Source organism: Caballeronia grimmiae (assembly GCF_000698555.1).
GTDB lineage: Bacteria > Pseudomonadota > Gammaproteobacteria > Burkholderiales > Burkholderiaceae > Caballeronia > Caballeronia grimmiae.
Window position 1 is genome coordinate 129,501 of the sequence record NZ_JFHE01000011.1, and the last position, 22,196, is coordinate 151,696.

Consider the following 22,196-nt stretch of genomic DNA (forward strand, 5'->3'; position numbering starts at 1 on the left):
AGATGAAACTCGCCAAACCGCTGTTCGCGCCGCACACGTCCGCCATCGAGCGCATCTGGTACTTCGCGTTGCGCATTCTGTGCGTGCTGACGCTGCTGTATTTGATTCTGCCGGTGCTGGCCGTCGTGCCGCTGTCGTTCTCGTCGAGCACCTTCCTCGTCTATCCGATTCCCGGCTTCTCGATGCGCTGGTATCATAACCTCGTCATGTCGGACGAGTGGCGCATGGCCGCGAAGAACAGCTTCATCGTCGCGCCATCGGCGACGCTGGTCGCGACGATCCTCGGCACGCTCGCCGCAGTCGGGCTGACGAAAGCGAACTTCGCCGGCAAGGGCCTGCTGATGGCGGTGCTCATCTCGCCGATGATCGTGCCGGTGATCGTCGTCGGCGTCGGCATGTATCTGTTCTTCGCGCCGCTCGGCATCGCGAATACGTACTTCGGCCTGATTCTCGCGCACGCGGCGCTCGGCGTGCCGTTCGTGGTGACGACGGTCGCCGCGACGCTGCAGAACTTCAACACGAACCTGGTGCGCGCGAGCCAGTCGCTCGGCGCGAACCCGCTGACGACGTTCTTTCGCGTGACGCTGCCGGTGATCGCGCCGGGCGTGATATCGGGCGCGCTGTTCGCGTTCGCGACATCGTTCGACGAAGTTGTCGTCACGCTCTTTCTCGCCGGCGCGGAACAGACGACACTGCCGCGCCAGATGTTCACGGGCATCCGCGAAAACATCAGTCCGACAATCGCCGCGCTCGCGACGATTCTCATCGTGTTTTCGACGAGTCTGCTGCTGGCGCTCGAATGGTTGCGCGGCCGCGCGGCGGCTCGGGCCGTGGCGGGGTGAAGTGCTGCCGGGCTGCTTCGCGCGTGTCGTTGCAGCCCGGTTTTATTGCGATAGCGCTTGAACGCTGCAGCGATTCTTTCGAATTCGCCTTCTTTTTAATTACTTATCGCTTTCGGAATTCCGGCGACGCTCCGTTTTGCCGACTGTGCGGGCAAATCTTAAACAGGCCGCAAAGCCTTACCTGGCAAGCATCCGGCATTTACATAAGCGCAATCTGACCGTCCATTGGGATTATTCGCGTCAACGGGACAGTGTTTTCACTGATGCCGTATTTATCGGAATGTGCTTAATGACGTACGTTCTAGGTCGAGCCAAAGCCTGGAAAAATGCCATGACAGCACTTTCGAAGCGAGCCGATCCGTGGTCTCAAACGGTCCATCAGCTCGAAACGATACCCGCCGAGACCGGCCGCATCGCTCCGTCCCAACGAACCGCACGCGCCGAGAGCGCCTTCGTCGACCGTCTGACGCGCGACTGGAATCGGGCGCATCCGCAGCCTGCGAATGACCGGCTGCCCTATCCTCAAGCCATCGTGCGCGTGATCGAGCGCCCGAGTAGCGCGACCGCGCTCGTCTACTGGTCCGATCCCGGCACCTGCCATTACGGCTATCAGGGCTGGCGCGCGACCACGGCTAACACGGAAGGCGTCTGCTCCCTGTCGGGGATGCCGATTCATCGCGGCGATCAGGTGTATCGCCCGTCGCAGCGCGATCCGAAACCGCAAAACGCATCGGCGATGATCCTCGCCGCCGCGATGCCGCAAGACGAGGAAGTCGAAGCGGACGTCCACGGCTGATCAGTAGCCGACGGTGAAGCGTTGCCTGACCGGTTCGCCGCGCTCGAACGCGTCGAGGAAGGCGATCGCGAAGTCGTCGAACGTGATCCAGCTTCTGCCGTTGGCATCGACGAGCAATTCGTCGACGCCGACGCGGAATTTGCGCGTGCGCGGGCCGTCCACGAACTCGGCGGACGGCGACACGAAGGTCCACATCACGTCACGCTCGCGGCGCAGCGCGTCGAGGAACGCCGCGCCCGCCGTCGCCTCCTCGCGATAGGCCGGCGGAAAGCCGGGCGCATCGAGCACGCGCCGGCCGGGCGCGACGTACAGGCTTCCCGCGCCGCCGACGACCAGCAAACGTTCGACGCCCGCACGCTTCACCGCTCCGACGATCGCGCTTTCAGGCACCGAGGCGAAGCGCGTGGCGCTGAACACCGCGTCGTGACCCGCGATCGCATCAGCGAGCGCGGCCATGTCGAGCGCGTCGACGTTGCGCGCGGTCACGCCGTCGCGCGCGCCCAGGCCGGATGTATCGCGGGCCAGCGCCGTTACCGTGTGTCCGCGGCGCAACGCTTCCTCCAGCAATCGGCTGCCGACATTGCCCGTCGCGCCGATGATCGCAATCTTGCTCATGCATGTCCTCCCGGCGTTGGCGGCGCAAAACGTGCAACTCCGTGCGCGGTAATTCCTTCACACAGAGAGCGAAAACACAGAGGCGCCGCATCGAATGGCCCGATTCCGTTTCGACGAAACGACGAATGCGAGAATCGTTCTGGCATCGCCGCTGCTTTCAGAACCGGCGACCGGTTTGATGAATGCAATTTCCGAGCCGGTTTTAAGTGTCCCCGCCAATAATCGACCGGCCCGGCCATAATCCGCCGCACACCATGATGCAAGGAAGACGCCGTTAAACTAGAGACCCCGCACTCTTGTCGAAACGCGTTATTACGGCGATTCCCGGCGCGCCGAACGCAATCCGTTTCGCGAAGAGTTTCAATCGAAGTCGTCAATTTGTCATGACACTGGTTTATCTTGCAGGTCCTCGCCGCTCCATTACCGGAAGGAGTTAATCGTGAAGAATCCGCAATTGCAGGGTGCGATCGAAGGACGCGACAATCCGGCTGGTGAAACCGCCTACGAGCCAATTCCGCTTGGCGCCGCGCAGGCGGATTCCGCCGATGAAGCCGACTACGCCGATTCGCTGGACATCCCGCTCAATTACGGCATTGTGATGGACGCTGTCAGGGACGCAGTTCGCGCCAACCCCTGAGCGTTCCAATTCCTTACACGAAGCGCCCCGGATGGGGCGCTTTTTTTGTCCAGTTTCGGTCACGACCTTCACCGTTCTTCACTGCGCCGTCGCACCAATTATCAGAACAATAATCGCGGCGCACGCCCAAATTCGCCCATCGGTCGCTCTGACCGACAAAAAGTCAAGCGAAACAAAAGCGTCAATATTCGTTACCGAACTGTATTAACGCGATGGTACACTTCGCCGTCCGCTTAGCGCGGGCTCGCGTCTGAAGCAAGGCGCGGCTGCTGTCCATCGTTCGTCCATCCAGACGGCGCCTGAAAGACCGAATCAATGCCGCGAATCAAGCGGTATATCGCCGTACTGGCTAATCGTCCTGATTATTGCTCTTTGGCAAAAGCCAATGATCTGAGCTAACTTCAGACGAGAAGCAACGCCTGACCGACTATTGGGATACAGGGATTAGACGTCTGCTTTCAGTCAGATAAGCAAAGGCGAAAATCACCGGACAACCTGCACGCACCTTGCGCGCGCATTCGAATCAACCACGATGGCCGCACCTCTCGATTACCTGCTCGACCGTCAGATATCCCGGCAGTGGCGCGGCTTGCTGTCGTCGCTTGCGGACGAGTTCGAGGCGCAGATCGGCGGTGCGGAGCTGCGTCAACTGATGCATCGCGTAGGCAGCCGTTTTGCCGATGCGTCGCCCCTGCCGCCATGTGCCTCGACGGCCGACCTCGCCGCTGCGCTGAATGCGGTCTGGCGCGAAGCGGACTGGGGCTTCGTCGAGCTGTCGGACGCGCGCGATCATCTGCGCATCGTTCATTACTGCGCGCCGCTTCGCGCGTTCGGCGAAAGCGCCCTCGCGTGGACGCCCGCGTTTCTCGAAGGCGCGTACCAGCATTGGCTCTCGGTGCTAGGCGCGGAAGGGCTCGCCGTCCGGCAGCACGGCGGCATCGGCGAGACGGGCGGCGACGCCGCCATCGAATTCCGGCTAGCGCACGGCGCGAGCTGAGCATCGGCTGTCGAGGATGGGCCGCGTCGTTCGCGGCATCGACCGTTCAGCATCGGACGGCGAACAAATGCAGTACGCAGCACTGGCCACGTTTGAAGCAGGGCATCACGAGGATGCGGCATCCATGAATACTTCGCGCGACATCGAGAAGCTGTTCGATCACTTCGGCGGCAATGCAGGGGAATATCAGGAGATCGGCCGGGAGAACGAGGCCAGGAACGCTCGCACCCGCTGGCCGCTGCTCGCCACGCTCGACTTCGCGCAGCCGGCCATTCCCGAGATCGCGGCGCGCCGCGAGTCGCGCGGGCCATCGGACGCCGCGCCGACGCCCAATCCCACGCTCACGCCAATTCGCCGCGGCAAGCCGCCGCTTTTCGCGCGGTCTCATCGACGGACGATTCCGCCTGTGAATCCGCCCGCCGCGCACGATTCGCTGAGCGCCGCGCGGTTTTCATCGCCGGAAGAGGCGGTGCAAGCGGCCGTTCCCGCGTCGCTGAACGTTGCGCGCCCCGGCTGGCTCGACGCGCGCAACGCGCCTGCGGCGATACCTGTCGTCGACAAGTCCGCAGCCGCCGCTCCGGCGATCCCGAAGGCCGAAACGCCACGCGCGACCCCGGCTTCGTCGATCCTCGGCAAGCTCTTCCAGCCCGCGCCCGCCGCGCAGGCCGCCTCCGACGACTCCCTGCCCGCGCTGTTCCACCGCCTGCGCAACGGCGGCCCACGCTCATGAAAGTCCTCACGGTCGTCTCCGCGAAGGGCGGCGTCGGCAAGACGACGCTCGCCGCCAATCTCGCCTCGGTGCTGGCGTCGCGCAATCGCCGCGTGATCGTGCTCGATCTCGATCCGCAGAACGCGCTGCGCCTGCATTTCGGCATTCCGCTCGACAGCATCGACGGCATCTCGCGCGCCACGCTCAGCCAGAGTCCGTGGCAAACGGTGATGTTCGACGGCATCGACGGCGTCACCGTGCTGCCCTACGGCGCGCTCGTCGAGGACGATCGCCGCCGCTTCGAAACGCTCGTCGACGGCGATCCGGCCTGGCTCGCGCGTTCGCTCAATTCTCTTGCGCTCGACGCAAACGATATCGTCATCGTCGATACCCCGCCCGGCTCCTCCGTCTACACGCGCACCGCGCTGACGGCGGCCCATTTCGCGCTGAACGTCGTGCTTGCGGACGCGGCCTCCTACGCCGCGATTCCCGGCATGGAGCGCATGATCGACGCGTACGCCGCGCCGCGCCGGGACTTCGCCGGTCAGGGCTATGTCGTGAATCAGGTGGATCAATCGCGCCAGTTGAGCAAGGACGTGCTCAAAGTGCTGCGCGACATGCTGGGCTCGAAGCTCTTTCCGGGCGTGATCCATCAGGACGAAGGCATCGCTGAATCCCTCGCGTGCGACACGACGCTCATCCACTACGATCCGCTCTCGCAAGCCGCCGCCGATCTGCGCGCGTGCGGCGACTGGCTGCTCGCCGCCATCGACGCGATCGCGCCTTCGAGGAACGTCGCATGAGACCGGCGAAGGTTCCATCGCAGGAAACGGAGGTCAGCGTCGCGACGTCGCGGCTCGAACGGATTGTCGATGCGGGGATCTGGAGCAGCCGGATCGTGGTCGCCGCGCTGACGCTTTTTGCCGCGTTCGCGCTGTACTTCGTCGTGACGGTGCCGCTCGCGTTCGGCCAGCAACTCGCGTTCGCGACGATCTGCTTCGTCTGCGCGCTCGGGTTTCGCCGCTTGCAAGGCCAGTATGCGACGCTCGTGATGATCATGCTGTCGGTGACGGCCTCGGGCCGCTACATGTACTGGCGGCTCACCGAAACGACGTACTGGGAGCGTCCGCTCGACGCCGCGTGGGGCCTCTTGCTCGTCACCGCCGAAGTCTACGCGACGCTCGTGCTGATGCTCGGCTACTTCCAGACCGCGTGGCCGCTTAAGCGCAAGCCGCTGCCCTTGCCCGCCGATCGCAGCGCGTGGCCGACGGTCGATGTTTTTATCCCGACCTACAACGAGCCGCTTTCCGTCGTGAAGCCGACGATCTACGCTGCGCTCGCGCTCGACTATCCGACCGACAAGCTCGCGATCCACGTGCTCGACGACGGCCGCCGCCCCGAGTTCAAGGCGTTTTGCGAGGAAGTCGGCGTCAACTGGACGATCCGCACGCATAACCGCCACGCGAAGGCGGGCAATATCAACGAGGCACTCAAGATCACGAACGGCGAGTACCTCGCGATCTTCGACTGCGATCACATCCCGACGCGCTCGTTCCTGCAAATCTGCCTCGGCTGGTTCTTGCGCGACAAGCTGCTTTCGATGCTGCAGACGCCGCATCACTTCTTTTCTCCCGATCCGTTCGAGCGCAATCTCGGCACGTTCCGCAAGGTGCCGAACGAAGGCGAACTGTTCTATGGCCTCGTGCAGGACGGCAACGACCTCTGGAACGCGACGTTCTTCTGCGGCTCGTGCGCGGTGCTGCGCCGCTCGATGGTCGAAGAGATCGGCGGGATCGCGGTGGAAACGGTCACCGAGGACGCGCATACCGCGCTGAAGCTGCATCGGCTAGGCTATACGACCGCGTATCTTGCAATTCCACAAGCCGCCGGGCTCGCGACGGAGAGTCTGTCGGGGCACATCGGTCAGCGCATCCGCTGGGCGCGCGGCATGACGCAGATTTTCCGGATCGACAATCCGCTCACGGGCAAGGGCCTCAAGCTCGGTCAGCGGCTGTGTTATCTGAACGGCATGCTGCACTTCTTCTATGGCGTGCCGCGTCTCGTCTTTCTGACCGCGCCGCTGTCGTACCTGTTCTTCGGCGCGCACGTGATCGAAGCGGCGGCGAGCACCATCGCCATTTTCGCGCTGCCGCACATGATGCACGCGAGCATCACCAATTCGCGGATGCAGCGGTCGTTCCGCCATTCGTTCTGGGCCGAAGTGTACGAGTCGGTGCTGGCGTCGTACATCACCGCGCCGACGCTGCTCGCGGTCATCAACCCGAAGCTCGGCAAGTTCAACGTGACCGCGAAGGGCGGACAGATCGCGAAGGCTTACTTCGACTGGTCGATCTCGCGCCCGTATCTGTTCCTCCTGTTGCTGAACCTGCTCGGCTTCATCGCGGGCGCGGTGCATATCGGCCTGAACTGGCACGTGCGCAGCGAAGTGCAGACGACCGTGCTCAACCTCTGCTGGACCGTCTACAACATGCTGATTCTCGGCGCGTCGGTGGCGGCGGCGAGCGAGCAGCGGCAAGTGCGGTCGACGCATCGCGTGACCATGAAAATGCCGGTCATGCTCAAGTTCGCGACGGGGCGCACGCTCGCTTGCGAGACCATCGACTATTCGGAAGGCGGCGTCGGCGTGAAGCTGCCGAACAGCATCGCCGTGCCGCTGCACGAGCGCGTCACCGTCTCGCTCTTTCGCGGCGACGAGGAATTCGCGTTCCCCGCGACCGTGGGTTTCAGCGAGCCGGGGCGCGTCGGCCTGCGCTTCTTGCAGCTCACGCGCGAGCAGGAATACGACTTCGTCAAGACGACGTTCGCGCGCGCGGATGCCTGGACCGGCTGGTCCGAAGGCCGCCTCGCCGATACCCCGCTGCGCGGCCTGTCGCACGTGCTGCTGGTGGGCACGCGCGGCATCGCCGGCCTTTTCGAGCACCTGTACAGCGACCTTCGGACCTGGACGAGCAAGACGCCGGTCGACGCGAAGAAGCTGACGACCAAAGACCAATAATGAGCAAGGGATCATCGAGGCCGCGTCTTGGCGGCGCAGTGGCATGCGCGTTTGCATTGGCTATGGCGCTGGGCGTGTCGGTCGCGGGGGCGGCCGACGTCGCGCCGGGCCCGGCCGTCGTCTATAACCCCAACACCATCGCGCAGCCCGCGCTCGCGGCGCCCGTGCCCGCGTTCTCCGGCAAGCCCGACAAGCCGCTCGCCTCGCGCGTGCCGACGACCGCCGATCCTGGCATGCTCGTCCCCGGCGGACGCCGCCAGACGCTCACCTTCGCCGACTACGGCGCGCTCGATCCGCTGCAATTGCGCGGCACGGACGGGCAGAACGGCATCGCGTTCTCGGTGCGCGGCGACGAAGTCGTGACCGGCGCGGTGCTGCATCTGATCTACAGCTATTCGCCGTCGCTGCTGCCAGCGATTTCGCAACTGAAGGTGCTCGTCAACGGCGAAGTGGCCGCGACACTGCCGGTGCCGCGCGAGCAGGCCGGCACGCTCATCGCCCGCGACGTGGCGATCGATCCGCGCTTCATCACCGAGTTCAATCACCTGAACGTGCAGTTGATCGGGCACTACACGCAGCAGTGCGAAGACCCGTCCAATTCGACGCTGTGGGCGACGGTCAGCAATGCCAGTTCGCTCGATCTCACGTATGCGTCGATTGCGAGCAAGCCCGATCTCGCCGCGCTGCCGCAGCCTTTCTTCGACCGGCGCGACGTGCGCCGGCTCGAACTGCCCTTCGTTTTCGCAGGCAAGCCGGGCCTCGGCGAACTGGAGGCGGCGGGCATGGTGGCGTCGTATTTCGGGTCGCTCGCGGGCTATCGCGGCGCGGTCTTTCCCGCGCAGACGGACGCCGTGCCGCTCGCCGGAAATGCCGTCGTGTTCGCCCTCGGCGATGCGAAGCTGCCGGGCGTCGACATTCCGCCGGTTTCCGGTCCGACGATCGCGGTCGTCGAACGCGATGCCGCCGCACGCGGCCGCCTGCTTCTCGTGCTCGGCCGCGACGACAAGGAACTGAAGATCGCCGCGAAGGCGCTCGGCGTCGGGCAGAACACGCTGTCGGGTGCGAGCGCGACGATCACGCAGTTCAACGACTTGCAGCCGCGCCGCCCCTACGATGCGCCGAACTGGCTGCGCACCGACCGCCCGGTGCGCTTCGGCGAACTGGCCGAAGCGCGCGATCTGACCGCCAACGGCTACGACGCCGACGCGGTGCGCGTGAACCTGCGCGTGCCGCCCGATCTCTTCATGTGGCAGACCAAGGGCGTGCCCATCGACCTGGCTTATCGCTACACGGTGCGGCCCGCGCCGGATCGCTCGTCGCTCAACATCAGCGTGAACGACGGTTTCGTGCAGTCGCTGCGGATTCCGGCGGTGTCGGCATCGACGTTCGATCTCGCGCACTATTTCAGCCGCGTGCTGCCCGACCGGACCGCCGCCGCGCGCCGCCAGATTTACTTGCCGCCGCTGCTCATCACGCCGCGAGCGCAGTTGCGCCTGCACTTTTATTACGACATCCCGAAGACCGGCGAGTGTCAGGGCCGCGTGCTCGATAACGTCGTCGGCGCAATCGATCCGAATTCGACCATCGACCTGTCCGGCTTTCCGCATTACATGGCGCTGCCCGACCTCGCCGCGTTCGCCAACGGCGGCTTTCCGTTCACGCGGCTCGCGGATTTGTCGCAGACGGCGGTCGTGCTGCCGAACGACCCGAACTCCGCCGACTACAGCCTGTATCTGCTGGAAATGGGCCGCATGGGAGCGTCGACGGGCTATCCGGTGACGGGCGTCACGGTGACGAACGCGAACGATGTCGACCGTTTTGCCGACAAGGACCTGCTGATTCTCGGCGCGCCGGGCCGCCAGCCGCTGCTGCAACGCTGGGCGAAGCAGATGCCTTTCTCGAGCGACGGCGACGCGCGCACGTTCCAGTTGAGCGACGTGGCGTTCAAGGTCGTCGACTGGTGGCATGGCGAAGACGGGCCGGAGCGCTCGCCGGCACGCGCGGATTTGTCGCTCGTCAGCGCGAACGGCGACGCGCTCCTGACTGGCTTCGAATCGCCGCTGAAAAGCGGGCGCAGCGCGGTGGCGCTCATCAGCGCGGCGGGGCAATCGGATGCGGACCTCTCCGCCGCATTGCTCGACAACGACCTGCTGCCGTCCATTCAAGGCGCGATGGCGGTCATTCATGGCCGCACGGTCACGGTGACGTCGAACGGCGAGGCGTATTACGTCGGCCATCTTTCGCCGATGCATTACATGCGCTGGGCGCTGTCCGCGCATCCACTGTTGCTCGTGTTCTCGGCGGTGATCGCCGCGTTGATCATCGCTGCGCTGTTCTATCGCGCGCTGCGTTCGCTCGCGGCGCGCCGTCTGAGGGATTGATATGCGTGAGGTTCTCGTTCGGCTCGCGGCGGGCGCGGTCGTCGTAATGGGCGCGGCGTCGCCTGCCAACGCTGCGCAATCCTGCGACTGGCCCGCGTATCGACAGTTCGTCGAGCGCGTCGTGCAGGCCGATGGCCGCGTGGTCGACCGCTCCACCGACGCGCAGCAGACCACGTCCGAAGGCCAGTCGTACGGCATGTTCTTCGCGCTCGTGGCGAACGACCGCGCGACTTTCGACCGCCTGCTCGGCTGGACGCGCGCCAATCTCGCCGCCGGTCGCTTCGACGCGAACGACATCCGTTTGCCCGCGTGGCAATGGGGCCGCAAGGCCGATGGCTCGTTCGGCGTGATGGACCCGAACGCGGCCTCCGACGCCGACCTGTGGATCGCCTATGACCTGCTGCAAGCGGGCCGCTTGTGGAACGAGCCGGCCTACACGCGGCTCGGCCGCGCGCTCGCGGCGCAGGTCGTGAAGCAGGAAGTCGCCGATCTGCCCGGTCTCGGGCCGATGCTCCTGCCCGGGCCGCAAGGCTTCAGCGCGGACGGCGTGACGCGCCTGAATCCGGGCTATCTGCCCCTGCCGCTGTTGCGCGGCCTCGCCCACGAGATGCCCGACGGCCCGTGGACGAAGCTCGCGCAAAACGCCGCGCGCCTCGTCAAAATCACGTCGCCGCGCGGCTACGCGCCGGATTGGGCGGCGTATCGCAATGGCCAGTTCGTCGTCGATCCGAAGAGCGGAGATATCGGCAGCTACGACGCCATCCGCGTCTATTTGTGGGCCGGCCTCGCCGCGAGCAGCGATCCGCTCGGGCGGCCCTGGCTCGACGCGCTTTCGGGCATGCGTCAGAGCGTGGCGAAGACGGGCTTTCCGCCGGAGAAGGTTTCGTCGACGACCGGCGCGGCCAGCGGCGAAGGCCCGCTATCGTATTGGGCTGCGCTGGCGCCGTATTTCAGGGCGCTGAACGACGAGCGAAGTCTCGGCCTCGCGCGCGCCCATCTCGACGCGCTGAACGGCGGACAGGAGCCGGTCTACTACGACCGCGTGCTCGGGCTGTTCGGCGGCGGTTTCATCGACGGGCGATACCGCTTCGACGCCAACGGCCGCCTCGTGCCGAACTGGAGAAGCGCATGCTGATCCGCACGAGAAAACGCGCCATCGCGGCGATGCTCTGCGCCGCGCCGGCATGGGCATTCGCGCAGGCCAACGCCGATCCGCTGAACGTGCTCGTCGATCAGGGCAAGTACTGGCAGGCGCACAAGCGGGGCGATCTCGCCGAGCAGGCGTGGCAGAAGGTGCTGCGCATCAATCCGAAGCAGCCGGATGCGCTCTTCGGCATGGGCATGGTGCTCGCGGATCGCAAGGACGGCAGCGGCGCGCAGCAATATCTCGCGCAGTTGCGGCAGGTCGCGCCGAACTATCCGAGCATCGACGAACTCGGCGCGAGGCTCGGCGAATCCAGCCCGCGCGATCAGAGCGTCAACGATGCCCGCCGTCTCGCGCAAAGCGGACAAAGCGCGTCGGCAGTGCAGGAATACCGGCGCGCGATCGACGGCAAGCCCGCGACGCCCGCGCTTCAGCTCGAGTATTACCAGGCGCTCGCGGCGACGCCGCAGGGCTGGGACGAGGCGCGCCGCGGGCTGGAACAGCTCGCGCGCCAGAACGCCGACGATCCGCGCTACGCCCTCGCCTATGCTCAGCATCTGACCTATCGCGATACGACGCGCCGCGACGGCATCGCGCGGCTCGCGAAGCTGGCGGGCGACGGCGCCGTCGGTGCGCAGGCGAAAACGAGCTGGCGGCAGGCGTTGTTGTGGCTGGGCGCGCGGGCATCGGATGCGCCGCTGTTTCAGGCGTATCTCCAGACCGCGCCCGATGACGCCGCCGTGAAGGCCCGCTTCGATGCGATGGTGCAGCAGGACAAGGCCGCCCGCGACCGCGCGCAGGCGGACGCCGCCGTCGATGCGCGCGGCCGCGCCGTCGCCGATGGCTTCGCGGCGCTCGATCGCGGCGATCTCGTCGCGGCGCAGGCGCGCTTTTCGTCGGTGCTCGCGGGCGATCCGAACGATGCCGACGCGCTGGGCGGCCTCGGTGTCGTTGCGCTGAAGCAGGAGCGCTTCGCGGAGGCGCGCACGTATCTCGAACGGGCATCGCGTGCCGGCAACGCCGCGCGCTGGAAAGACGCGCTCACCAGCGCGACCTACTGGACCTATACGAGCGATGGCATCGGCGCGCGCAGCAACGGTGAAATCGCGAAGGCGAAGGCGTTGTTCGAGCGCGCCATCGCCGTGAATCCGTCCGATGTCACCGCGCAAACCTTGCTCGGCGACATGCTGCTCAACAATGGCGATCCGCGCGGCGCGGAGGCGGCGTTTCGCATGGCGCTGCGCCGTCAGGCCGACAATCCCGACGCGATCCGTGGACTCGTCGGCGCACTGGCTGCGCAAGGACGCGGCGACGAAGCCCTCGCATTCGCGAATCGGCTGAACGCGGAGCAGCAGGCGAAAGCGGGCGGCATCAATACGCTGCGCGGCGAAGCGCAGGCAGCCCAGGCGCGCACCGCCGAAGCGCGCGGCGATCTCGGCGCGGCCCGCAGCCTCTTCGAAGACGCGCTGCTCAACCTGCCCGACGATCCGTGGCTGCGCCTCGACCTGGCGCGCATCTATGTGCGGCAGGGCGCGGTCGGCAATGCGCGCAGCATGATGGACGGCCTCGTCGCGGCGCACCCCGAGATGACCGATGCGCTGTACGCCAGCGCCCTGCTCGCCGCCGAAACGCAGGACTGGTCGACGGGGCTCGCGCAACTGGAACGCGTCCCCGCCGCGCAGCGCACGCCGGCGATGACGGCGTTGCAGCATCGGCTGTGGGTGCATCAGCAGGCCGAACTCGCGACGCGCGTCGCCAATGCGGGCCAGCGCGCCCAGTCGATCGCCATCTTGCAGCGCGCGGAGCCGCTCGCCGCGGGCAGCGCGGAACTGACGGGCGCGCTCGCGTCGGCGTATCTGAAGGCGGGCGATGCATCGCGTGGACTCGCGCTCATGCGCGGGGCGATTGCCAGTGCGCCGAACGATGCGGGCCTGCTGCTGCAATACGCGGGCATCCTTTCATCGACGCAGCAAAGCGCCGAGCTTGGCTCCGTGATGCGGCGTCTCCAGTCGATGCCGCTGACCACGCAGCAGCGCGCCGATTTCAACGACCTGAACGTGGGCATCGTGATCGCGCAGGCGGACGCGGTGCGCACGCGCGGCGATCTGGCGGGCGCTTACGACGTGATCGCGCCGTGGCTCGCCGCGATGCCCGACAACGCGGACCTGCAGGCGGCGCTGGGCCGCATGTACACCTCCGCCGGCGATGACCGCAACGCGCTCGCGTGCTATCGCGCGGCGCTCGCCCGCCGTCCGGACGATATCGGTTTGCAGAGCGCGGCGATATCGGCGGCATCCGGCGTGCGAGATTTCCGGCTGGCGGAATCGATCGCGAAGCAGGCCATCGCCGCCGCGCCGAACGATCCGGCGCTGCTCGCCGCGATCGGGCGGATGTATCGAGCAGAAGGCAAGCTGGATCTCGCCGCACAGTTCTTGCAGCGGTCGCTGGTTGCGGCCAGTCCGTCCGTCGCTGGCGGCGCGGAAAAGCGCGGCAACGTTCCGCGCGACTGGCAGACCGCGATGAACCGCATCGGCTCGACGCCGCTTCCCGGGACCAATCCGTTCGAGGGGAAGACGGCGGTCGGAACGGCGGGCTCGGGAAATGCGCAAGCCGATTTCGGTCCGTCCAACTCGTTCAACTCGTCCTATTCGACACCCGTGCCGACTTATTTGCCGCCGCCTGCGCAGCCTGCGCCCTATTCCGTGCCTTACGTGGCGCCTCAACCCTATGGCGCGCCGCGCCCAGCGGCAAGCGGCGGATATGGCCCGGATGCCTATGGCTCCGCGCAGTCGGGCGGGCCGCGCCCGGCGGCGAACAGCGGCTATGCTCCGGACAACGCGGGCTACGCGCAGCCGGCCGCGCCGCTGCAACCGTATCCCGGGCAAGAGCCGGGCGCTTATCCGGCGCAGGCATACCCGCAGCCGGATGCCTATCCGCCGCCGTATCCGCAGCAGCAGGCGGCCTACGGCGCGGCGGACCCGTACGCGACGTCGCCATGGCCGATGTCGCCTGCGGCGCGTCAGGCGCAAACGGGCGGATATGCTGCCGCCGCTGCACCGGCTTCGAAGCGGGCGGCATCGGGCAAGACGGCGGCGGCATCGGCTTATCCCGCGCAGGCGCCATATGGACAGCAGCCATACGCGCCGCCTCAATACGCGCCGCCTCAATATGCGCAGCAACAGCCGTATGCGCAGCCTTACGCTCAACAGCCCTATCCGCAGCAGTACGCGCAGCAGCCCTACATTCCGCAGCCGCCTGCGGGCTACGCGCAGCCGTACTATCCGGCGCAATCGCAGCGCGCCACGTCCGCCGCAGCGGTGAGCGCGGGCGGCGCGGCGAGCATCGCCAGTTCGCAGACGGCTGGCGTCGCCGAAGAACTGGCCGCGATCAACCGCGAGCAGGCAAGCACGATCTCGGGCGGCATCGTCTTCCGCAATCGCGATGGCGAAAACGGCCTGTCGAATCTGACCGATATCGAAGCGCCCCTGGAAGGCCGCATCAAGGCGGGCAACGGGCACGTGATCGTGCGGGCGACGCCCGTCACGCTCGATGCCGGCACCGCCGAGAACACGCAGCAGACGCTCGCGCGCTTCGGCTCGGGACAAGGCGCGACGACGACGCCGGTCGCCAATCGATACGGCTCGCAGACGGCGACGGGCGTCGGCCTGTCGGTCGGCTACGAGAACCGCCATTTCAAGGGCGATATCGGCACGACGCCGCTCGGCTTCCGCGAGACGAACATCGTCGGCGGGGTGCAGTATCAGAACGCGATCAGCGACAAGGTTTCGTATTCGCTCGCCGTCGCCCGCCGCGCCGTCACCGACAGCCTGCTCTCCTACGCCGGCGCACGCGATGCCGGCCAAGGCCTCGAATGGGGCGGCGTGACATCGAGCGGCGCGCGCGCGGACCTCGGCTGGGACGACGGCACGAGCGGCGTCTATGTCAATGCGGCGTTCCAGTATCTGGATGGCCGGAACGTCGCGTCGAACACGGCGGAGAAAGGCGGCGGCGGCATCTACACGCGGCTGTTGAAGGACGCGGACCAGACGCTGACCGTCGGCGCGAACACGACGCTCATGCACTACGACAAGAACCTGTCGTATTTCACGTACGGTCAGGGCGGCTATTTCAGCCCGCAGCAGTACGTGATCCTCAACTTCCCTGTCGAATACATGGGACGCACGGGCCTTTTCACCTACGATGTAAAGGGATCGGTCGGCGTGCAGCATTACCGGCAGGATGCGTCGAGCTACTTCCCGACCGATAGCCAGCGGCAGCAGAACGCGGCGGGTTCGTCGACGGTGCCGGATGCCGGCGCGGTGTATCCCGGCCAGAGCAAGACGGGCGTATCGTACTCGTTGAGCGCGACCGGCGAGTATCAGCTTGCGCCGCAACTGGCGTTCGGCGCGACGGCTTCGTTCGGAAACGCGTATCAGTATCGGGAATGGCTGGCGGCGGTGTACGTGCGATACAGCTTCAACCGGCAAGGCAATGTGCAGCCGCTATTTCCGCCGCAGGCGTTCAGTTCGCCGTATCTGTCGCTGGCAAACTGAGCGGGCGTTGTTTCTGGCGATGCGCGGGCGGTCGTTTGTCTTGCGGCGTTTCCTCGCTGAAACGCCTGATGCCGGCTATGGCGCTTTCGCGGGAACGCGCGTAGCTTGCGGGCTTAGGGGACGTGCAGGCGCATGTTCCAGCACATCCGAGGACACGTCAAATGACCTCGACTTTCACCGACAGACGCCACGCAGGCCGCGAACTCGCCACGCTTCTTTCGACGTATGCGGCCCGCGACGACGTCATCGTGCTCGGCCTGCCGCGCGGCGGCGTGCCGGTGGCGTTCGAAGTGGCGAGCGCGCTCGATGCCATGCTCGATGTCCTCGTCGTGCGCAAGCTGGGCGTACCGTGGCAGCCGGAACTCGCGATGGGCGCGATCGCTTCCGGCGACGCGTTCTATCTCGATGAGCGCATCGTCGAATATGCGGGCGTGTCCGCTTCCGCACTCGAGGACGTCATTGCCAGCGAGCGCGCGGAACTCGGACGGCGCGAGCGGCTTTATCGCGGATCGCGGCCGCCGCTGATTCTGTCGGGCAAGATTGCGATCATCGTCGATGACGGCATGGCGACCGGCGCAACCATGAAGGCCGCCGCCATGTCGTTGCGCAACGGCGACGCGCCGCCTGCTTTGATCGTTGCGGCGGTGCCGGTCGCCCCGCTGGATTCGGAGGCGCGCGTTGCACATGTCGTCGATGAGTTCGTGTGCGTGCTGAGGCCGCAGCAGTACCTGGGGGTCGGGCAGTTCTATTTCGACTTCGATCAGACTAGCGATGAGGAAGTCCGCACGTTGCTGGGTTTGCGGGGTTAGTGCTTACGGGGGGTGTCGCGTTGCGCCGCCGCATGGTTCCACGCCGTTTCATCATCCGCCATCAGAAGCAGTCCGAGGCGGGCGCCGGTTCCTGAAGATTGACAAGCATTCCTGATTACTTGGCGGAGGCACAACAGCGCCGCGTAAGCCCGCCCATTGCCCGCCCTGCACGCTACCGCGTCCAGGGAGCGTCGCCTTCCGCTTCCTCCCGCCCATACTTCTTCCGCGCCTCCCCAAGCACCGACCGCGCGACCACGCCATCATCGACCAGCGCCTTCAGCGCCGCCAGCACGATCGACACGCGGTCCACTTCGAAAAACGCGCGCAACGATTGCCGCGTATCGCTGCGGCCGAAGCCATCGGTGCCGAGCGTCACATAACGGCGCGGCACGTAAGCGCGGATCAACTCGGGCACCGCGCGCACATAATCCGTCGCGGCGATCACCGGTCCGCGCGACGTTTCCAGCGCACGCTCGACGTAAGGCTTGTTTTCCGCATCCGACAGACGCGCAAGCCGCTCGCACGCCGCGCCATCGCGATGCAACTCCGTGTAGCTCGTCACGCTCCACACGGAGGCGTCGATGTTCCAGTCCGCCTGCAGCATTGCGCTGGCGGCGATAGCCTCGTTCAGGATCGCGCCGGAGCCGAGCAATTGCACTTGCGCGTCGTTCGCCGAAGCAGCGTCGCCAATCCGATAAATGCCACGCAGAATGCCTTCGCGCGTGGCGGCATCCAGCGTCTTGCCGGGCGCGGACGGCTGCGCGTAATTCTCGTTGCCCACGGTGATGTAATAAAACACGTCCTGCTGCCGCTGCATCATCTCCTGCATACCTTCGTCGACGATGACTGCGACCTCGTACGCGAACGCGGGATCGTAAGCGCGGCAGTTGGGTATCGTCGATGCCGACAGGTGGCTCGTGCCGTCCTGATGCTGCAAGCCCTCGCCGCCGAGCGTCGTGCGTCCCGCCGTCGCGCCGATGAGAAAGCCGCGCGAACGCTGATCCGCCGCCGCGAAAATCAGGTCGCCGATGCGCTGGAAGCCGAACATCGAGTAGTAGATGTAGAACGGCAGCATCGGCAAATCGTGAACGCTGTAGGACGTCGCCGCTGCGATCCACGATGAAATCGCGCCCGCTTCCGAGATGCCCTCCTCCAGAATCTGGCCGCGCGTGTCCTCGCGATAGTAGAGCATCGAGCCCATGTCCTCCGGCTCGTACAACTGGCCGAGCGGCGAATAGATGCCGACCTGCCGGAAAAGGTTAGCCATGCCAAACGTACGCGCCTCGTCCGCCACGACCGGCACGACGCGCGATCCGAGCGTCGCATCTTTCATCAGGCTGCCGAGCATGCGGACGAAAGCCATCGTCGTCGACATCTCCTTGCCGGCGGCATCCATCGCGAACTGAGCCCACGTATCGAGCGCGGGCGGCACGATTGGTTGCGAGGCCCGTGCACGGCGGCGCGGCAGATAGCCGCCCAGCGCCGCACGCCGCTCGTGGAGATAGCGCATTTCGGGAGCATCGTCGGCAGGCTTGTAGAACTTAAGTTGTTCCACATCGCTATCCGACAGCGGCAGACGGAAGCGGTCGCGGAACGCCTTGAGGTCATCGAGATCGAGCTTCTTTTGCTGATGCGTCGTCATGCGGCCCTGCCCGACCGCGCCCATGCCGAAGCCCTTCATCGTCTTGGCGAGGATCACCGTCGGCTGGCCCCGATGCGCCAGCGCCCTCGCGTATGCCGCGTGCAGCTTGCGCACGTCGTGACCGCCGCGCCGCAAACGGTCGATGTCCTCATCCGACACATGCGCGACGAGCGCCGCCAGTTCCGGATTCTGGCCGAAGAAGCGCTCGCGGTTGTAGCGGCCATCGTTCGCGGAAAAGGTCTGGAACTGGCCGTCGACCGTGTGCGCGAACGCGCGCAGCAATGCGCCGGTGCGGTCGCGCGCAAAGAGCGCGTCCCAGTCCGATCCCCACAGCACCTTGATGACGTTCCAGCCCGCGCCGGTGAACTGCGCTTCGAGCTCATCGACGATACGGCCATTGCTGCGCACCGGGCCATCGAGCCGCTGCAAGTTGCAGTTGATCACGAACACGAGATTATCGAGCTGCTCCCGCGACGCCAGAGACAGCGCGCCAATCGATTCCGGCTCGTCCATCTCGCCGTCGCCGAAGAAGCCCCACACCTTGCGTCCTTCCGTCTGCTTCAAGCCGCGATTCTGCAGATAGCGCATGAAGCGCGCTTGATAAATGGAGTTGATCGGACCGATGCCCATCGAGCCGGTCGGGAACTGCCAGAAGTCCGGCATCAGCCACGGATGCGGATACGAGCACAATCCCGGTCCCGCGATCTCGCGGCGATAGTGGCGCAGATGGTCTTCGTCGAGAAAACCTTCGAGGAACGCGCGGGCATAGACGCCCGGCGACGAGTGCGGCTGGAAATAGACGAGATCGCCGCCGCGTTCATCGCCGGCGGCGCGGAAGAAATGATTGAAGCCGACTTCGAAGAGATCGGCCGCCGATGCGTAGCTCGCGATATGGCCGCCAAGCTCGCCATACGCTCGGTTGGCGCGCACGACCATCGCCAGTGCGTTCCAGCGCAGGACAGCCGCGAGTTTCTCTTCGATATCGAGATTGCCGGGATACGGCGGCTGCTCGCTGACGCCGATGGTGTTCGTGTAGGGAGTCGCACGCGCCCGCGCCGATTCGACGCCGACCGACAGCGCATGCTCCGCGAGCCTGTCGAAGAGATATTGCGCGCGCTCTTTGCCGACGTGCGCGACGACCGCATCGAGCGCCTCCAGCCATTCGGCGGTTTCGGCGGGGTCCGTGTCTTCACGGCCTCGCGCAAGGGAAAGAAGCTGGCTGGTTCCGCTCGACAAGTCCGTCATGGCGCGACTCCGGGTAAGGGCTGAATGCTTTCAAGCATATCCAGTTCCCGCCAGAATTTGCGTCTCATTTGGCTGCGGCGCCGCTTTGAGATAGTGTGTTCATTCTTCGAAATCGCAAAAAACCGGAATCATCACACTATGAGCGTGCAACCGAAGCAACGCCTCGATCGTATCGATATCGGCATCCTGAACCAGTTGCAGCAGAACGCGCGCATCACGAACTCGGAACTGGCGCGCGCCGTCAACCTGTCGCCGACACCGTGCTTCAACCGCGTGCGGGCGCTCGAAAAAGCGGGGCTGTTCAGGCAGCACGTGACGCTGCTGAGCCCCGAGGCGCTCGGCTTGAGCATCAACGTGTTCATTCAGGTCAGTCTGGAAAAGCAGGTCAAGGACGCGCTCGCCCGCTTCGAACAGGCGATCAGCGAGCGTCCCGAGGTCATGGAGTGCTATCTGATGACGGGCGACGCCGATTATCTGCTGCGGGTCGTTCTGCCGGACGTGGCGGCGCTGGAACGCTTCATTCTCGAACGGCTGACGAAGATGCCGGGCGTGTCGAACATCCGCTCGAGTTTTGCGCTCAAGCAGGTGCGATACAAGACCGCGTTGCCGCTGCCCGCGTCAGGACTGACGCTGCCGGAACCCAAGCACGATGAAGACGACTGGACGTGACGCGCTATGAACGCTCCGCGCGGCGGACGGTCGAATCGCGCAGAATAGACGCTCCTGTCACTCCCCGGAAACGCCGATGACCGACCGCGCCCCGCTTCGCGCGCCATCGTGGCGCGATGTCCTTCAGCAGACAGAACACGCGCTCGCCTGCGGCGCACTGCGTCCGTTCGATACCGTTCCGCATGTCATCGACGATGAAGGCGTGCGCTTTCTCGTGCGTCAGGCGGCCAATCTCGCCCGCAAGGAAGAAGCCGCGAAACTGGCGGCCAAGACGGCGGCCGATGCGGCCAGCGAATGGCGCGATCCGTTCTCTCCGTGCGAGGAGGCGCTGCGCGTCGGCGACATCGGCGAGCGGCACTTTCTCCTGCTCAACAAGTTCAACGTGCTCGCGCATCACCTGCTGATCGTGACGACGGAGTTCGAGCCGCAAGCCGCGCTGCTCGACGCCGGCGACTTCGCGGCGCTTCTCGCCTGCCTGCGCGAGTTCGACGGCCTCGGCTTTTACAACGGCGGCGCCGTCGCCGGATCGAGCCAGCCGCACAAGCATCTGCAGATCGTGCCGCTGCCGCTCGACGGTCATCCGGTGCCGATCGAACCGCTCGTCGAAGCCGCTCGCGATACCGCGCCGTATCGCGTGCCGCAACTGCCGTTTGGGCATGCCGCCGCGTGGCTCGGCGATGCCACGTCGTTCGAAGCGGCCGACGCATTCGATACGTATCGCCGGCTGCTGGACGCGATCGGTATCGAACCGTTCGACGTGCTCGGGGCGGTGCATCAATCGGCGCCCTACAACCTGCTCGTCACACGCCGATGGATGCTCGCCGTCGCGCGCACCGCCGCCGATGTCGATGGCATCGCGGTGAACGCACTCGGCTTCGCAGGATCGCTTTTCGTGCGTGACGATGCACAGCGCCGCATCGTCGAAACGCTCGGACCGATGAGCCTGCTCGCGCGGGCATCGCGGCCCGCCTGAGAGCGCCGAACCCGTCTTGAAAAGCCGTGCGGCGGCCCGCATGTCGGCTCTCATACATTCGGAGTCCGACATGGGAAGCCGTCCTCGATTCATCGACGATCTTGCGCGCGGCTCGCAAGACGCCGCGCCCTCGCAGCCGCTCCAGCCGCTCGACGACGCCGCGGTGCTCGATGCCTATTCGCGCACCGTGATCGGCGCGCTCGAGCGCGTGCAGCAAGCCGTCGTCTTCATTTCAGTGGAACGCGAATATGCCGATGCGCGCGGTGCCCGCCGCGCGGCCGGCGGCACCGGTTCGGGCTTCATCTTCACGCCCGACGGCTATCTGCTGACCAATAGCCACGTCGTCCACGGCGCGACGCGCATCACCGTGACACTGGCGGACGGCGCGCGCTTTCATGCGGATCTCGTCGGCGACGATCCCGACAGCGATCTCGCGGTGCTGCGAATCGGTTCGCCGGAGCCGCTGCCGCATGTCGCACTCGGCGATTCGCACAGCCTGCGCGTCGGGCAGATCGCGATCGCCGTCGGCAATCCGCTCGGGCTTGCGCAAACGGTGACGACGGGCGTCGTGTCGGCGCTCGGACGCTCGCTGCGATCGAACTCCGGCCGCATGATCTACGACGTGATCCAGACCGATGCCGCGCTCAATCCCGGCAACTCGGGCGGGCCGCTCATCAACTCGACGGGACAGGTCATCGGCGTGAACACCGCGATCATCTCGGGCGCGCAGGCCATTTCCTTCGCCACGGCGATCGACACTGCGAAGTGGGTGATCATGCAGATCTTCGCGCACGGGCGGGTGCGGCGCGCATACATCGGCGTCGCGGGCACGACTGCGCCCGTTTCGCGGCGCGTGCAGCGCTTTTTCGGGCTGCCGGCCGCGAGCGCGGTGCACGTGATGGAAGTCGTCAAGGGAAGCCCAGCTGCGTCGGGTGGCCTGCGCGCCGGCGATCGCATCGTCGCGGTGGATGACGTCGTCATCGATAGCGTCGACGGTTTGCAGCGCACGCTGGATGCATCGCGGATCGATCGTGCCGTGAAGATCACGGTGCTGCGCGGGTCGCAGAAACAGGACATCGAAGTGACGCCGGTCGAACAGACCGGCTGACGTTTTTCGTCGGCATCACGAAGCACTCAGGCCAGCGCGAACCTGTCAGGCCCACGGTTT

At 65.9% G+C, this 22,196-nt stretch carries 16 protein-coding genes; 14 read left to right on the top strand and 2 right to left on the bottom strand.

The features are described from left to right. Positions 1-2 precede the first annotated feature (2 nt). Both BG57_RS14480 and BG57_RS14485 read left to right on the top strand, forming a co-directional pair. Positions 3-842, top strand: a complete 840-nt coding sequence (locus tag BG57_RS14480; RefSeq protein ID WP_035964637.1) for an ABC transporter permease — start codon at positions 3-5, stop codon at positions 840-842. A gap of 331 nt (positions 843-1,173) precedes the next feature. Continuing rightward, complete coding sequence (locus BG57_RS14485; protein ID WP_035964645.1) at positions 1,174-1,638, top strand: DUF3331 domain-containing protein; 465 nt, start codon at positions 1,174-1,176, stop codon at positions 1,636-1,638. Here the strand turns inward: BG57_RS14485 and BG57_RS14490 are convergent, their stop codons facing one another. Beyond that, entirely contained in the window at positions 1,639-2,253 is a 615-nt protein-coding gene (locus BG57_RS14490; protein WP_035964653.1) for an NAD(P)-dependent oxidoreductase, read from the bottom strand. Positions 2,254-2,692: 439 nt separating this feature from the next. On the opposite strand from BG57_RS14490, the gene BG57_RS14495 reads away from it, so the two are divergent. From BG57_RS14495 to BG57_RS14535, 9 genes are all read left to right on the top strand, one after another. Then, complete coding sequence (locus BG57_RS14495) at positions 2,693-2,890, top strand: hypothetical protein (RefSeq protein WP_035964659.1); 198 nt, start codon at positions 2,693-2,695, stop codon at positions 2,888-2,890. A gap of 532 nt (positions 2,891-3,422) precedes the next feature. Then, complete coding sequence (gene bcsD / locus BG57_RS14500) at positions 3,423-3,887, top strand: cellulose biosynthesis protein BcsD (RefSeq protein ID WP_035964670.1); 465 nt, start codon at positions 3,423-3,425, stop codon at positions 3,885-3,887. A gap of 124 nt (positions 3,888-4,011) precedes the next feature. Then, the gene (gene bcsP / locus BG57_RS14505; RefSeq protein ID WP_052005819.1) at positions 4,012-4,617 is read left to right on the top strand and encodes a cellulose biosynthesis protein BcsP; all 606 of its coding nucleotides are present in this window, start codon (positions 4,012-4,014) and stop codon (positions 4,615-4,617) included. Continuing rightward, complete coding sequence (gene bcsQ, locus BG57_RS14510) at positions 4,614-5,399, top strand: cellulose biosynthesis protein BcsQ (protein ID WP_035964678.1); 786 nt, start codon at positions 4,614-4,616, stop codon at positions 5,397-5,399. Before bcsP ends, bcsQ begins: the two co-directional genes overlap by 4 nt. Further along, complete coding sequence (gene bcsA, locus BG57_RS14515; protein WP_371875847.1) at positions 5,348-7,612, top strand: UDP-forming cellulose synthase catalytic subunit; 2,265 nt, start codon at positions 5,348-5,350, stop codon at positions 7,610-7,612. The genes bcsQ and bcsA overlap by 52 nt, the downstream gene beginning before the upstream one ends. Beyond that, complete coding sequence (gene bcsB / locus BG57_RS14520; RefSeq protein WP_229753859.1) at positions 7,612-9,993, top strand: cellulose biosynthesis cyclic di-GMP-binding regulatory protein BcsB; 2,382 nt, start codon at positions 7,612-7,614, stop codon at positions 9,991-9,993. The genes bcsA and bcsB overlap by 1 nt, the downstream gene beginning before the upstream one ends. 46 nt (positions 9,994-10,039) lie before the next feature. After that, positions 10,040-11,128: a cellulose synthase complex periplasmic endoglucanase BcsZ gene (gene bcsZ, locus BG57_RS14525; RefSeq protein ID WP_229753875.1), complete on the top strand. Its 1,089-nt coding sequence runs from the start codon at positions 10,040-10,042 to the stop codon at positions 11,126-11,128. Further along, positions 11,122-15,690: a cellulose synthase subunit BcsC-related outer membrane protein gene (locus tag BG57_RS14530; protein ID WP_035964702.1), complete on the top strand. Its 4,569-nt coding sequence runs from the start codon at positions 11,122-11,124 to the stop codon at positions 15,688-15,690. Before bcsZ ends, BG57_RS14530 begins: the two co-directional genes overlap by 7 nt. 161 nt (positions 15,691-15,851) lie before the next feature. Beyond that, positions 15,852-16,499 carry a phosphoribosyltransferase gene (locus BG57_RS14535; RefSeq protein ID WP_035964711.1) on the top strand — a complete coding sequence of 216 codons (648 nt, stop codon included), beginning with the start codon at positions 15,852-15,854 and terminating at the stop codon, positions 16,497-16,499. A gap of 172 nt (positions 16,500-16,671) precedes the next feature. Here the strand turns inward: BG57_RS14535 and mdeB are convergent, their stop codons facing one another. Further along, positions 16,672-19,386, bottom strand: coding sequence for an alpha-ketoglutarate dehydrogenase (gene mdeB / locus BG57_RS14540; protein WP_035964722.1), 2,715 nt, complete (start codon positions 19,384-19,386; stop codon positions 16,672-16,674). Between the two features lie 138 nt (positions 19,387-19,524). Here mdeB and BG57_RS14545 point away from each other — a divergent pair, with 138 nt between their 5' ends. From BG57_RS14545 to BG57_RS14555, 3 genes are all read left to right on the top strand, one after another. Next, positions 19,525-20,055 (top strand): Lrp/AsnC family transcriptional regulator, encoded by a 531-nt coding sequence (locus BG57_RS14545; RefSeq protein ID WP_035964730.1) that lies wholly within the window; start codon positions 19,525-19,527, stop codon positions 20,053-20,055. 76 nt (positions 20,056-20,131) lie between these two features. Next, positions 20,132-21,028, top strand: a complete 897-nt coding sequence (locus BG57_RS14550; protein WP_035964739.1) for an ATP adenylyltransferase family protein — start codon at positions 20,132-20,134, stop codon at positions 21,026-21,028. Positions 21,029-21,098: 70 nt separating this feature from the next. Continuing rightward, entirely contained in the window at positions 21,099-22,136 is a 1,038-nt protein-coding gene (locus BG57_RS14555) for a S1C family serine protease (protein ID WP_035964744.1), read from the top strand. Positions 22,137-22,196 lie beyond the last annotated feature (60 nt).

Excerpts from the sequence above, each read along its gene's own strand:
- BG57_RS14480 (WP_035964637.1), top strand. The coding sequence starts at position 3 with ATGAAACTCGCCAAACCGCTGTTCGCGCCGCACACGTCCGCCATCGAG.
- BG57_RS14485 (WP_035964645.1), top strand. The coding sequence starts at position 1,174 with ATGACAGCACTTTCGAAGCGAGCCGATCCGTGGTCTCAAACGGTCCAT.
- BG57_RS14490 (WP_035964653.1), bottom strand. The coding sequence starts at position 2,253 with ATGAGCAAGATTGCGATCATCGGCGCGACGGGCAATGTCGGCAGCCGA.
- bcsD (WP_035964670.1), top strand. The coding sequence starts at position 3,423 with ATGGCCGCACCTCTCGATTACCTGCTCGACCGTCAGATATCCCGGCAG.
- bcsP (WP_052005819.1), top strand. The coding sequence starts at position 4,012 with ATGAATACTTCGCGCGACATCGAGAAGCTGTTCGATCACTTCGGCGGC.
- bcsQ (WP_035964678.1), top strand. The coding sequence starts at position 4,614 with ATGAAAGTCCTCACGGTCGTCTCCGCGAAGGGCGGCGTCGGCAAGACG.
- bcsB (WP_229753859.1), top strand. The coding sequence starts at position 7,612 with ATGAGCAAGGGATCATCGAGGCCGCGTCTTGGCGGCGCAGTGGCATGC.
- bcsZ (WP_229753875.1), top strand. The coding sequence starts at position 10,040 with ATGGGCGCGGCGTCGCCTGCCAACGCTGCGCAATCCTGCGACTGGCCC.
- BG57_RS14530 (WP_035964702.1), top strand. The coding sequence starts at position 11,122 with ATGCTGATCCGCACGAGAAAACGCGCCATCGCGGCGATGCTCTGCGCC.
- BG57_RS14535 (WP_035964711.1), top strand. The coding sequence starts at position 15,852 with ATGACCTCGACTTTCACCGACAGACGCCACGCAGGCCGCGAACTCGCC.
- mdeB (WP_035964722.1), bottom strand. The coding sequence starts at position 19,386 with ATGACGGACTTGTCGAGCGGAACCAGCCAGCTTCTTTCCCTTGCGCGA.
- BG57_RS14545 (WP_035964730.1), top strand. The coding sequence starts at position 19,525 with ATGAGCGTGCAACCGAAGCAACGCCTCGATCGTATCGATATCGGCATC.
- BG57_RS14550 (WP_035964739.1), top strand. The coding sequence starts at position 20,132 with ATGACCGACCGCGCCCCGCTTCGCGCGCCATCGTGGCGCGATGTCCTT.
- BG57_RS14555 (WP_035964744.1), top strand. The coding sequence starts at position 21,099 with ATGGGAAGCCGTCCTCGATTCATCGACGATCTTGCGCGCGGCTCGCAA.